General features: G+C 66.0%; 11 protein-coding genes. 5 read left to right on the forward strand and 6 right to left on the reverse strand.

All coding sequences use genetic code 11. From position 1 onward, the window contains the following. Positions 1 to 56 precede the first annotated feature (56 nt). The 5 genes from yihG (at position 57) to RQP53_RS02640 (ending at position 3846) form a co-directional block, all read left to right on the forward strand. Positions 57 to 938 (forward strand): 1-acylglycerol-3-phosphate O-acyltransferase, YihG family, encoded by an 882-nt coding sequence (gene yihG / locus RQP53_RS02620; protein ID WP_315648479.1) that lies wholly within the window; start codon positions 57 to 59, stop codon positions 936 to 938. A 14-nt stretch (positions 939 to 952) separates the two neighbouring features. Then, positions 953 to 1432, forward strand: coding sequence for a RidA family protein (locus RQP53_RS02625; RefSeq protein WP_315648480.1), 480 nt, complete (start codon positions 953 to 955; stop codon positions 1430 to 1432). A 60-nt stretch (positions 1433 to 1492) separates the two neighbouring features. Then, positions 1493 to 1930 (forward strand): DUF1801 domain-containing protein, encoded by a 438-nt coding sequence (locus RQP53_RS02630; RefSeq protein WP_315648481.1) that lies wholly within the window; start codon positions 1493 to 1495, stop codon positions 1928 to 1930. A gap of 78 nt (positions 1931 to 2008) precedes the next feature. After that, on the forward strand, positions 2009 to 2614 hold the full coding sequence (locus tag RQP53_RS02635) for a peptidylprolyl isomerase (protein WP_315648482.1): 606 nt from the start codon (positions 2009 to 2011) through the stop codon (positions 2612 to 2614). Between the two features lie 176 nt (positions 2615 to 2790). After that, positions 2791 to 3846 (forward strand): branched-chain amino acid ABC transporter permease, encoded by a 1056-nt coding sequence (locus RQP53_RS02640; RefSeq protein ID WP_315649185.1) that lies wholly within the window; start codon positions 2791 to 2793, stop codon positions 3844 to 3846. Between the two features lie 12 nt (positions 3847 to 3858). On the opposite strand, the gene RQP53_RS02645 is transcribed toward RQP53_RS02640, so the two are convergent. The 6 genes from RQP53_RS02645 to RQP53_RS02670 form a co-directional block, all read right to left on the reverse strand. After that, the gene (locus RQP53_RS02645; RefSeq protein ID WP_315648483.1) at positions 3859 to 5418 is read right to left on the reverse strand and encodes a methyl-accepting chemotaxis protein; all 1560 of its coding nucleotides are present in this window, start codon (positions 5416 to 5418) and stop codon (positions 3859 to 3861) included. A gap of 223 nt (positions 5419 to 5641) precedes the next feature. Continuing rightward, entirely contained in the window at positions 5642 to 5821 is a 180-nt protein-coding gene (locus RQP53_RS02650) for a hypothetical protein (protein WP_315648484.1), read from the reverse strand. Positions 5822 to 5894: 73 nt separating this feature from the next. Next, complete coding sequence (gtfA, locus tag RQP53_RS02655; protein WP_315648485.1) at positions 5895 to 7367, reverse strand: sucrose phosphorylase; 1473 nt, start codon at positions 7365 to 7367, stop codon at positions 5895 to 5897. 84 nt (positions 7368 to 7451) lie between these two features. Beyond that, entirely contained in the window at positions 7452 to 8795 is a 1344-nt protein-coding gene (locus tag RQP53_RS02660) for an MFS transporter (RefSeq protein WP_315648486.1), read from the reverse strand. Next, positions 8792 to 9805: a PfkB family carbohydrate kinase gene (locus RQP53_RS02665; protein ID WP_315648487.1), complete on the reverse strand. Its 1014-nt coding sequence runs from the start codon at positions 9803 to 9805 to the stop codon at positions 8792 to 8794. Before RQP53_RS02665 ends, RQP53_RS02660 begins: the two co-directional genes overlap by 4 nt. 6 nt (positions 9806 to 9811) lie before the next feature. Continuing rightward, complete coding sequence (locus tag RQP53_RS02670; RefSeq protein WP_315648488.1) at positions 9812 to 12094, reverse strand: TonB-dependent receptor; 2283 nt, start codon at positions 12092 to 12094, stop codon at positions 9812 to 9814. Between the last annotated feature and the right edge of the window lie 140 nt (positions 12095 to 12234).

Raw genomic sequence — 12234 nt, forward strand, 5'->3', positions numbered from 1 at the left:
ATCCGCGAACCCTGGCCGGCGCTGTAGCAGGCCCGGGGCGCGCTACAGTTCGCCCCATGATTTCACGTCTTCTTCCTGCCCCGATTCTGGGCGCCCTCACCGGCCTGCTGCTCGCGCTCAACACCGTCGTCGGTGTCGCGCTGATGATTGTTCCCGCCTTGCTGAAGCTGTTGCTGCCCATTCCCGGCGTACGGCGTCTCTGCGATCAGCTGCTCAATGGCATTGCCGCCGGTTGGGTGGCGGTCAACAACGGCTGGATCGCCACGCTGAATCCACAGCACTGGGATGTGCAAGGGGTGGACGGCCTGCACGAACGCGGCTGGTACCTGGTCTCGCCCAATCACCAGACCTGGGTGGACATCCTGGTGCTGCAGCGCGTCTTCCACGGTCGCATTCCGTTTCTGAAGTTCTTCCTGAAGAGCGAACTGATGTGGGTGCCGGTGATCGGCCTGGCCTGGTGGGCGCTGGACTTCCCCTTCATGAAGCGCGGCCGCAGCGCCGGCTCGCAAGCCGCCGATCTGGAAACCACACGCAAGTCCTGCGAGAAGTTCAAGACCATTCCGACGACGGTGATCAATTTCGTCGAAGGCACGCGCTACACCGCCGGCAAACACGAAGAGCAGAAAAGCCCCTACCAGCACCTGCTCAAGCCCAAGGTCGGCGCGCTGAGCATGGCGCTGGCGACAATGGGCGAACAGTTCGAGGCCCTGCTGGATGTGACCCTGGTCTACCCCGAAGGGACGCCGACCTTCTGGGATCTGCTGTGCGGCCGCTGCGGCCAGGTCATCGTGCGCGTTCAGCAGCGCGAGATTCCTGCCGATCTGGTCGGCGGCAATCCGATGGAAGACAAACGCCTGCGCGCCGGCATCTCGATGTGGATCAAGAAGCAATGGTCCGAAAAGGACGAGCTGATCAAGCAGCTGCTGGTTAAGCCATAAAGCCAGCAGCTGCCATGAGCGCTGAACAGAGGCTTCTCGCCCTCGGGCTGCAACTGCCCGGCAGCAGCGCGCCGGCCGGCAACTATGTGGCCGCCGTGCAAAGCGGCGCCCTGCTGTTCCTCTCCGGCAAGGCACCATCGGCCATTGACGGCCGCTTGCCCAAAGGCCGGCTGGGCCGGGAGTTTGATACCGAGCAGGGCTATCAGCTGGCCCGTTCGGCCTGCATCGAACTGCTGGCCACGCTGCGCAAGGAACTGGGCTCGCTGGACCGGGTGGCCCGCGTCGTCGACCTCCATGGTTCGCTGAACACCACGCCGGACTTCGAGGACCACGCCCGCGTGCTGGACGGTGCCTCGGATCTGCTGGCCGAGGTCTTTGGCGCGGCCGGCCTGCATGCCCGCTCGGTCGTTGGCGTCGCCTCGCTGCGCCTGGGTGTGCCGCTGACGCTGAAGGCGGTGGTCGAAATGCACCCCGGCAGCTCGCCTCAGGGCTGAGCCCACTGCCGCCACGGCGGGCTCGCGCTACCATCGCCGCGCAGCTCCACGGAAGTCCGCATGAAATCAAACCAGCCCGAGTCCAGCGCAGCACCCAGCCTGCCCCCTGCGGCCTTCATCGACGCCAAGATCCGCGAACTGGGCGACTGGCGCGGCGAGACGCTGGCCCAGCTGCGCGCCTGGATCAAGGCCGCCGACCCCGAGGTGGTCGAGGAAGTGAAGTGGATGGGCACGCCGGTGTGGTCGCATGGCGGCATTCTGTGCACCGGCGAAACCTACAAGGACAAGGTCAAGCTGACCTTCATGAAGGGCGCCTCGCTGCCCGACCCCAGCGGGCTCTTCAACGCCAGCCTGGACGGCAATGCGCGCCGCGCCATCGATATCGCGGCCGGCCAGACGCTCGATGCCGCGGCCTTCATGCAGCTGATCCAGGCGGCTGTGGCCGCGAACAGCAAATCCAAGCCGAGCAAGGCCGGCAAGACGGCATCCAAGCCCTAGCGAACTTGACTGATGGACCTTGGCCTTTTGTGCCACACGCGTCCATTGACCGAACAGGCACTTCCGGAGGAGCCAGACATGAAACGCAGAGCCCTGCTGAGCCTCGCCGCCACGGCCAGCCTCACCAGCTTGACCCGGGCCGCCAGCGGCGCCGAGCCCGCGAAAACCGTCCGCGTTCGCGTCGAGACGGCGCTCGGCGCCTTTGTGCTGGCGGTGGATGCGCAGCACGCGCCCCTCACCGCCGAGAACTTTCTGCGCTACGTCGATGCCAAGCTGCTCGACGGTGGCTCGGTCTATCGCATCGTCAGCGAGGCCAATCAGCCCGCCAGCGTCAAGCAGCGCATCCAGGTCGTGCAATGGGGCATGAACCTGCCCGACGACAAGCCCACCCCCTTCCCGCCCATCGCCCACGAAACCACGCAGAAAACCGGCCTGCGCCACCGCGACGGCACCATCTCGATGGCGCGCAAGCAGCCCGGTAGCGCCGCGGCCGAGTTTTTCATCTGCATCGGCGATCAACCGGCGCTGGACTTCGGCGGCCTGCGCAATCCGGATGGCCAGGGATTTGCAGCCTTTGGCCAGGTTGTCGAGGGCATGGATGTGGTCCGGGCCCTGCACGCCAAGGCGCAGGCGCGCGACATGCTCGATCAGCCGATCGCCGTGCGCACGGTCAGGCGCGGCTAGCTGCGTGCCAGCTCATTACTGGGTTAGCATCTGAGCCACGATTGATCCAGGCCGGCACGCCTCTGCCCGCGTGGCAAACGGTTGAATGCGAGGATCAGTTGGAAAAGCCCCCGGACACAGCGCGCAAGCGCAAGCCTGCCAGTCATCTCACTGGTTCGCGGCCTGGCCTCTGGCGGATCGGCCTGCTGCTGGGCGCGCTGCTGCTGCCGCTGGCTTTGCAGCAGCTCGGCAACGCGCCGGTGCGCATTGCCGATCAGGCCCTGCTCTATGTGCTGCTGGCGCTGGGCATGAATGTGGTCGTTGGCTATGCGGGACTGCTGGACCTCGGCTATGTGGCCTTTTATGCCATCGGCGCCTACCTGTTTGCGCTGCTGTGCTCGCCCCATCTGTTCGAACAGTTCGCGCTGATACGCCAGCTCTTCCCGGGCGGGCTGCATACCGCCTGGTGGTTGGTGCTGCCGCTGGCGGCCTGCCTGGCCGCGCTGCTGGGTGTGCTGCTGGGAGCGCCGACCCTGAAGCTGCGCGGCGACTACCTGGCGGTGGTGACGCTGGCCTTTGGTGAAATCATCCGCCTCTTCATCAACAATCTGGCCCACCCCGTCAATCTGACCAATGGCGCACGCGGCATCAGCCAGATCGACGATGTGCAGCTGCTGGGCACGAATCTCGGCAAAGGCCTGAGCACTGCGGGCATGCAGCTGCCCTCGGTCACGCTGTACTACTACCTGTTCCTGGCCCTGGTGCTCATTGCCTTGCTGGTCAGCTGCCGGCTCGAGCGATCACGAATAGGCCGCGCCTGGATGGCCATCCGCGAAGACGAGACCGCCGCGCTGGCCATGGGCATCAATACCCGGAACCTGAAGTTGGCCGCCTTTGGCATGGGCGCCAGTTTCGGCGGCGTGGCCGGGGCGATGTTCGCGAGCTTTCAGGGCTATATCTCGCCGGAGTCGTTCAGCCTGAACGAATCCATCCTGATCGTCGCCATGGTCGTGCTTGGCGGCATCGGCCATCTGCCCGGCGTGGTCGTCGGCGCGCTGCTGCTGTCGGCGCTGCCCGAAGCCCTGCGCTATCTGACCGGGCCGCTGCAGACCCTCAGCGACGGGCGGCTGGACGCCCCCATTCTTCGCCAGCTGCTGATTGCACTGGCGATGATTGGCGTGATGCTGCTGCGCCCAGCTGGCCTGTGGCCGCTGCGATCACGGGGCAAGGCCGCGCCACAAGCGCTGCGCTGAACTGCGATTCGCTCAGAGGCTGAACACCTGCACCGCACTGGCCAGGCGGCCGGCCTGATCCTTCAGGTTCTCGCTGGAAGCGGCCATTTCCTCGACCAGGGCGGCGTTCTGCTGGGCCACCTTGTCGAGCTCATGCACTTGCAGCTGTAGCTGTTCGATATCGTCGCTGTCGCGGCTGGAGTCGCTGTCCAGCTGCGTCATCAGCTGGCTCAGGCGCTGGATTTCGTCGACCATGCTTTGCAGCGTGGCCCCGGTGTCATCAACCTGGCGGCTGCCGGTTTCGGTGCGCGCCGAGGCATCGGCAATCAGCGACTTGATCTCGCGGGCGGCCTCGGCACTGCGGGTGGCCAAGGCACGCACTTCGGCGGCCACGACGGCAAAGCCGCGGCCCTGCTCGCCGGCACGGGCCGCCTCGACGGCCGCATTGAGCGCCAGGATATTGGTCTGAAAGGCGATGCCATCGATGGTGCCAATGATGTCGGTGATGCGCCGCGCCGCCTCGTTGATGCCGTGCATCGCGCCTATCACCTGACTCATCTGCGTGCCGGCCCGTTCGGCCACCTGCTGCACGCTGGATGCCAGTTCATGGGCCTGACCCGAGCTCGCGATGCGCAGGCTCAGGCGCTGCATCACCTCATCCAGCTTGGCGCTGGCGCGCTGCGTGGTGGCCGCGGTTTCCTCGGTGCGGCTGGACAGGTCCATATTGCCTTGGGCAATCTGCCCCGAGGCCGAATGCAGCTCGTGCACATTCGCGCGCACCTCGCGCACCAGCGTGGCCAGCCCCTGCTGCATGCCGTGCATGAAGGCCATCACGCTGGACTTGTCGCCCTGCTCCAGGCGAATGCTCTGGTTCAGGCTGCCCTTGGCAATGCCCTCGGCAATGCTGCGCACGCCGCTGGGCTCGGCGCCCAGCGAGCGCATGATGCGCGCCGTGATCAGCCCGGCCACCAGCATGCCCAGCCCGCAGGCCAGCGCCAGACCCAACCAAGCGGACCACCGGGCCTGCTGGTAGCGCTGGCCCCCGAGCTCGTATTCCTGCTTGGCGACCTTGAGCTGCACCTCGACCAGCGCATTGAGCTTGTCGCTCAGCGGGTCAACCGTCTGGTAGAGCTCGGTCTTGACCAGCTTCTCCAGGCCAGCCTCATCATGCGCGGCCAGCAGCCCTTGCAGGCGCTGGCGCATCACCTCGGCGGCTCGCATCAAGGGCTCGATGTCGGTGACCAGTCGCTTTTCGTCCTCGACCAGAAAGGTCTCGACATAGGCTTTCCAGGTCTGCTTGACGGTGGCCCCGGACGCATCGACCAGCGCCTGGCCGGCCGCCCAGTCCAGATTGCCGTTGCGCACCTTGTGCGAGGTATCGACGATATTGACCGCATACATATCGGCCACCGTCTTCAGCTGCTGCAGCGGCACGACGCGGTCGTCGTAGACAGTGCGTAAGGCTTCGTTGGACAGCGCCAGCAGCCGCATGCCCGCCAAGGCCAGCAAGGCCATCAGCACGCACATCAGGCCGGTCAAGACGGCCAGCCGGGCACGCACCGTCGGGATGCGTGCAAACAGAGCATCAAGCATCATCAAAGCCCCCCTGGCTTTACAGACCCGTACATCGCGGGCGAAGCCGTACGCTAGCACGATCGTGCCGCGCTAACACGCAGAAATCAGCGCATTCAGGGGGCTGTTCAAGGCTTCAGCCGCAGCGATGCCAAACAAGGCAGCGAGCCGTTGTCCAGTGATGGCAGTTCATGAGCCGGCCACCGCGAGCACCAGCCCGCAGCGTGGCCAGAGCTGAGGCTGCTTACTGCGACGCTGCAGACGCTGGCAGTGAGGCCGAGGCGGCAGCCGGGCTGGAGGCGGTTTCGGCTGGCGCCGCCACCTCGTGCTTCTCACCGCCCATATCGATATTGCCGCCGCTCTTGGTCAGCACAAAAATGGCCAGGGCCGCGAAGATGGCAAAGCCGACGAGCAATTTCCACATGGTTGGATTCCGAAAAAGTCTGCTGAAGATGGCGCGATTGTTCAGCGCCTTGCTGACAGCAGGCTGAGCGACATCAAGCCAAGCTCATCTGCTGGACGCCTTCCGGCGTGCTGTAGTGCAGCAGATGGCTCTGGTCGCGATAGTCGATGCGCAGCTCGGCGTATTCCTCGCCCTGCTGCCAGCGCAGCTGCAAGACCTCGTCGGCGGTGTCGGCCAGGCTGAACTGGCCGGCGAAGGCCGGATGCTCGTTGCGCAGCCGGATCAGCGCCAGCAACTGCTGCACCACCGGGCGCTGCAGCTCGGCCGTGATCTCATCGACGCTGTAGTGGTGGCGATTGATATCGCGCCCCACGCCACTCTGGGCCAGCAATGCCATGTCGTTGCCACCGGCCAGCAGGCCGACGTAATAGACCTGCGGCACGCCGGGCAGGAAGAACTGCAGCGCACGCGACAGCAGATAGGCCCGCTCATCGCCACCCAGTGCCGCGAAGAAGCTGCAGTTGACCTGATACAGGTCCAGATTCGACGCCGCCGCCCCGGTGGCCTGGCGGCTCTGCCCGCCGCTGTTGGCGTGGACGCGCTCAACCAAGGCATCGAGCTCCGCGGGCGGCACCAGGCCGGGCGAACCAATACGGTCCTGCGCATCGGCGCCGATGTCGATGATGCCGATGCCGTCATGGGTGTCCAAGACCGTCAGCGCGTTATGCGGGCGCTCGGCAATCCAGCGCTTCAGCGGCGCGGCCGTCTTGAAGAACAAGGCATGCAGGGCCAGCGGCGGCAGCGCGAAGTCATAGACCCAATCGACCCGGGCGGCGATCTCGATCTGGCGCCGGTAGTAGCTGTGGATCTCGACCAGCACCTCGATGCCCAGCCGGCGCGCTTTGGCCGCGAAGTCGGCGATGAAGGCAAATGTCTCGGGCATCATGAAGCAGGACTGACCGGCCTTCTTGATCGCGTAGCCGGCGGCGTCCAGCCGGATCATGCGGATGCCGCTGTCGGCAAAGCGCTGCAGGATGCTGTTCAGATAGGCCTCGCCTTCGGGGTGATGGACGTCGATGTCCAGTTGCTTGGGCGTGAAGGTGGTCCAAAGGATTTTCTTCTGGCCGTTCTTCAAGGTGGCGTAGTGCAGCGGCAGGCCGGGCCGCGGCCGGTAGACGGCGAGCAACTGCTGTTCGGTCGCCCCTTGCGGGAACACCGAGTCCAGGGTCAGGAACAGGCCCGCATAGGGCGAGGCATCGCCGCGGGCCGAGTAGTCCTGGAACTGCGGCGAATCGGCCGAGATGTGGTTGACGATCACATCGGCCATCACCTCGGTGTGCTGCGCCAGCGCCTGGATATCGGCCCAGTCGCCCAGCCGCGGATCGACCTGGGTGTGATCGATCGGATCAAAGCCGGCATCGGCGCCATCGATGGGGTAGAAAAACGGCAGCAGATGGACGCCACCGAACAACCCCGCCAAGGGCCCCTGCAGCAGTACGCTCAAGCGCTGCACGCCGCCGCCACCAAGGCGGTCCACATAGGTGATCAGCTGTACCTGGTTCTTCATGGCAAGACCTGTCCCTGCCAAGCACGACACGCCGTCGTGCCTGGCATCAAAAACGGTTGAAATCAGTGCGCTGGCCGACGCGCCTCAGGCCGGCCCGACACGCGCTGCGGCCGCAGCCCCGGGCCGGGCCACGCGCAAGACCGCGATCGCCGCCAGCAGCAGCAGCACGCCGGCCAGCCGAATGACGTTCTCGGGCTGCCCGCCCAGCAGCGGCTGGTAGATCAAGGGCAGCGTCACCATCTGGATCAGCATGGGAATGACGATGAACATATTGAAGATGCCCATATAGACCCCGGCACGCTGTGGCGGAATGCTGCCGGCCAGCAGCACATAGGGGTTGCCCATGATGCTGGCCCAGGCCAGGCCGATGCCCAGCATGGGCAGGAACAGCAGCCAGCGGTTGTGGATCTCGGGGATTGCCCACATGGCCAAGCCCGCCAGCATCAGGCACAGCGCATGCACGCGCTGCGCGCCGAAGCGCCGGGTGAAGGGCAGCATGGCCAGCGCCGCCAGAAAGGCCACGAAGTTGTAGAAGCCGCCAATCTGACCATTGATCAGGCCGGCATCGCGAAAGCCCTGCGAGCTGGCGTCGCTGGTACCGAACAGGGTCTGAGCCAGGGCCGGCACGATATAGATCCAGTAGCACATCATCGCGTACCACTGGAACAGCTTCATCCACCAGAGCTTGCGCATGGTCTCGGGCATCTCGCGAAAGGCGCTGACGATTTCCTTCAGCGTCTCCGCCGCCCCGCTGGGCCGTGCCGCCAGGGCCTGCGCCTCGGCCGCGCTCAGCGGCAGCTCGGGCACCTTGCGCACCGACCACCAGACCGTCGTGAACGAAAACAGCGCGCCGATGGCAAAGGCCAGCACGGTGATCTGCGGGATATTGCTGCTGGTGACCGCATCCTTGTTCATGCCCAGCGCCACCATGATGGAGGGCGCCAGATAGGCCAGCGTCTGCGCCAGGCCGGTGAAGGCACTCTGGGTCAGAAAGCCCTGGGCATGCTGGCTCTCGTCCAGCCGGTCACTGACGTAGGCGCGGTAGGGCTCCATCGTCACGTTGTTGGCGGCATCAAGCAGCCACAAGAGGCCGGCGGCAAACCACAGCGTCGGGCTCATCGGCATCAGCAGCAGGCCCAGGCTGCACAGCAGCGCGCCAATCAGGAAGTAAGGCGTGCGCCGGCCCCAGCGCGTCACCGTGCGGTCGCTGATGGCGCCGATCAGCGGCTGCACCAGCAGGCCGGTCATCGGCCCGGCCAGCCAGAGCAAGGGCAGACTGGCTTCATCGGCGCCCAGGTATTTGTAGATCGGGCTCATATTGCTCTGCTGCAGCCCGAAGCTGAACTGGATGCCGAAGAAACCGACATTCATGTTCAGGATCTGCCACAGGCTGAGGCGGGGCTTGGCACTGATCGGCGTGACACTCATGCGGCACTCCTTGTCGCGTCGGCCGCAGCCGCCTTGCCCCGGCCCAGCGCAGCATGCCAGGGCAGGTAGAAAGCCTCATCGGCCGGCACCGGGCCGCGCTCGCCGCACATCGCGGCGGCAAATCGATTGGCCAGCGCCAGCGCCTTCGCGATCGGCTTGCCCTGCAGCGTGGCGGCCAGCGCCATCGCGCTGAAGGCGTCGCCGGCACCGACGGTGTCGACCAATCGCGCCAGCGGCACGCCGCCGCCCTCGGCCTCGACCAGGCCATGCCGATCAAAGCAGGCATAGCCGGCCGCACCCCGGGTCAACACGATGCGCTGCAAAGCAAAGCGCTGCGCCAGCGTACGCACGGCCGCGCTGCAGGCCGACGCATCACCGCCGCCCACCAGCGCTGGATCGCCGGGCAGGTCGAACCAAGCCATCAGCTGCACCAGCTCCACATCATTGAGCTTGACCCAGTCGGCCCGCGCCAGACAGTGCTCGGCCAGGGCCGGCGCGGCGCTGCCGGCGCGCAGATTCAGATCTAGGTAGCGCAGGCTGCCGCGCTGACCGAGTTCGTCCAGCAGCGCGCCGAGCCGCTGGCGCGCCGCCGGGCTGCGCTGCGCCAGGCTGCCGAAGTAGACGATGGCCGGCGGGCGCTCGGCAAAGTGCTCGGCCAGCGGCTGCGTGTCCAGATGGTCCCAGGCCGCATCCTCATGGATATGAAAGCTGTGCCCGCCGTTGGCCGACTCGCTGATCGTCACCCGGCCCGTGGCCTGGCCGGCATCACGCTGCACCCCGGCCTCGCTGAGGCCGAAGCGGCGCAGGCTCTGCAGGATCAGCGCTGCGGCCGCATCCTCGCCCAGCCGGGTGGCCAGCAGCGCAGGCTGGCCCAGCGCGGCCAGCGAGCGCGCCACGTTCAGCGGCGCACCGCCGGCGATGTGCTGGTCGGCGAATTCGTCGACCAGCGCCTCACCGAGCAGCAGCACCGGCTGGCCGGGCAGCGCAAAGGGCATGGCGGCTGTGTTCATGGCCACTCAGAACTCGTACTTGAGCGTGGCACGAACCGTGCGGCCGGTGAGCGCGCGGGCCGCATGGCCATCGCCCTCGATCTCGGTATAGGCCAGCGCATTGAAGAGGTTGTTGGCCGAGACCGACAGCTGCGTCTTCGCATTGAGCTGGTAGTTCACAAAGGCGTTGACGACGGTATAGCCCGGCATGGTGATGGTGTTCTGGTCGTCGCCGAAGGACTTGCCCGAGCCGATCAGCGAGGCGCCAAACTCCAGCTCCCCGATGCTGTAGCTCGGCGTGATCTGGTAGACCACATCAGCCTGGCGGCGCGGCTTGTTGCCGACCACGGTGGCGTCGTTGCTGCCGGCGATCTTGGCGTGGGTGAAGGTGGCGCCGCCGCTGAGTTTGAACGGCCCCTGTGCGTAGGCCGCTTCCAGCTCCAGGCCACGCGACTCGTACTTGTTCGCGGTGAAGGTGCGCGTCGTCACCTCGTAATTGCTTTCCTTGGTGCGCGCATTGAACAGCGTGGCGAACAGGCTCAGCCCTTGGCTGCGCCACTTGAGGCCGGCCTCCTGCTGATCGATCTCGTTGACGGCAATCGGCACCGAGCCGTCGAGCGGGTTGCCGTAGAGCAGCCGGTCGGCGCTGAAGGCCACGCCATTGCTGGCGCGGGCGAACACGGCCATATCAGCGCTGAGCGCGTAGTTGGCGCCGAGCGAATAGCTGTTGTGATTGACCTTGTAGCTGACCTGCTTCTGGCTGGCCGCATCCCACTTCTGCGCGGTGTTGTCGCCGGCCAGCGTAAAGCCCTGTGCCTTTTGTTCGTCGCGACGCAAGCTGACATCCAGGTTCAGCGGGCCGGACTCCCAGGCCAGGGCCAGATAGGGCGAGGTCTCGGTGTACTGCACGTCAAAGGTGCGCGTGCAGCAGCCGCCCCAGGTCGTCCAGCCGCTAGACACCGGGTTGCTGCTGGGCTTGCCGGCCGCGTCGACCACCTGGGCACTGTTGCCGCTCATCGTCAGGTTGTACTGGTTCCAGAACCAGGTCGCGGCGACGTTCTGCGAGCCGTAGAACAGGCCAGCAACCAGCGTCGTCTTGCCGCCGGCACCGGCGAAGCTCTTGCTCAGCTTGAGGTCGTTGAAGACGTTGTCGAAATTGTCCAGCGCGGTATTGAACAGCGTGCCGGTGAAGAAGCTGGCCTTGCCGTTGTTGCCGCTGCCATTGCCGTTATCGGCCGGGAACAGCGCGATGAAGCGCCCCGAGTTGCTGCTCTTGCGGAACTTCTCGTCCAGGCTCAGCCCGTCGCCGAGGTCCAGGCTGCTTTCCAGGCCGACCGCCGTGCTCTTGACGCGCAGGCCGTCCCGCGTGGCGGTGTTGCTGTAGCCGCCGTCCTTGTTGAAGCTGCTGTCACGTGCCAGCGAGGGCGTGATGAAGAAGGCTTCGCGCGGATCGATGCCGGCAATCGTGTTGATGCGACCGTTGCTGACGGTCACCGGCACCGGCATCAGCGAGGGCGTGCGGTCGTCCAGCGATTTGAAGCTCAGGCGCACAAAGCCGTTGCTGAGCTTTTGCGTCAGATTGGCCTTGAGCTGGCCGCCGTTTTCCAGCGTTTGGCCGGTCGGCCGGCCGCCTTCGCCGATGCGCTGAAAGCCGCCCACATGGAAGGACAGGCCATTGCCCAGCTTGCCGCCGTAATCGGCATCAACGCGCCACAGCCGGCGATCCAGCCCGGCCGTCAGCCCCAAGGCGCCGCCGGTCTCGCTGCCGGTCTTGCTGATGAAGTTGACGATGCCGCCGGGCGAGTTGCTGGCCAGCGTCGAGGCCGAACCACCGCGCACGACTTCCAGGCGCTCGGTGTTGTAGTCGGCACGCAGGAACTGGTCGGCCGTACCGAAGGCGATATCGCCGAACAGCAGCACCGGCAGGCCGTCTTCCTGCATCTGCACATAGCGCGAACCGCCGGCCGACAGCGGCACGCCACGCACGGTGATATTGGCATTGCCCTCGCCGCCCGAGGACTCCGAGCGCACGCCGGGCACCGAGCGCAGCAGCTCGGCCGCGTTGGTGGCGCCGGACTTGCTCAGCTGCTCACCGTCCATCGCGCTGACGGACAGGCTCTGCTTCATCTTGGTGGTCTTCACCGAGGCACCGGTGACCATCACCGCATTGAGCTTCAGGCCATCGCCGGCGGCCTCATCCGGCCGGGCGGCCTCCTGGGCGTGCAGCGCCGGCGCGAAGCCCAGCAGGATGGACAGCGCCAACGGCGCAAGAACGGGACGAGCGATGGGAGTGGGGCGAGTGGCGTACATCTTGTCTCCTGGCCCGATGCTCGCACGACGGCGGCATCGTTTGGTGTGGTGAAACGACACGGAGTTGCTGGCCCGACTCGCCCCGTTTCAAGGCGGCATGCACAAAGGCGTCTCCGTTGGCACCAATGTACGACTACCTC

Origin of the sequence: Roseateles aquae, from assembly GCF_032337115.1 — a bacterium.
Classification (GTDB): Bacteria; Pseudomonadota; Gammaproteobacteria; order Burkholderiales; family Burkholderiaceae_C; genus Roseateles_C; species Roseateles_C aquae.

Excerpts from the sequence above, each read along its gene's own strand:
- yihG (WP_315648479.1), top strand. The coding sequence starts at position 57 with ATGATTTCACGTCTTCTTCCTGCCCCGATTCTGGGCGCCCTCACCGGC.
- RQP53_RS02625 (WP_315648480.1), top strand. The coding sequence starts at position 953 with ATGAGCGCTGAACAGAGGCTTCTCGCCCTCGGGCTGCAACTGCCCGGC.
- RQP53_RS02630 (WP_315648481.1), top strand. The coding sequence starts at position 1,493 with ATGAAATCAAACCAGCCCGAGTCCAGCGCAGCACCCAGCCTGCCCCCT.
- RQP53_RS02635 (WP_315648482.1), top strand. The coding sequence starts at position 2,009 with ATGAAACGCAGAGCCCTGCTGAGCCTCGCCGCCACGGCCAGCCTCACC.
- RQP53_RS02645 (WP_315648483.1), bottom strand. The coding sequence starts at position 5,418 with ATGCTTGATGCTCTGTTTGCACGCATCCCGACGGTGCGTGCCCGGCTG.
- RQP53_RS02650 (WP_315648484.1), bottom strand. The coding sequence starts at position 5,821 with ATGTGGAAATTGCTCGTCGGCTTTGCCATCTTCGCGGCCCTGGCCATT.
- gtfA (WP_315648485.1), bottom strand. The coding sequence starts at position 7,367 with ATGAAGAACCAGGTACAGCTGATCACCTATGTGGACCGCCTTGGTGGC.
- RQP53_RS02660 (WP_315648486.1), bottom strand. The coding sequence starts at position 8,795 with ATGAGTGTCACGCCGATCAGTGCCAAGCCCCGCCTCAGCCTGTGGCAG.
- RQP53_RS02665 (WP_315648487.1), bottom strand. The coding sequence starts at position 9,805 with ATGAACACAGCCGCCATGCCCTTTGCGCTGCCCGGCCAGCCGGTGCTG.
- RQP53_RS02670 (WP_315648488.1), bottom strand. The coding sequence starts at position 12,094 with ATGTACGCCACTCGCCCCACTCCCATCGCTCGTCCCGTTCTTGCGCCG.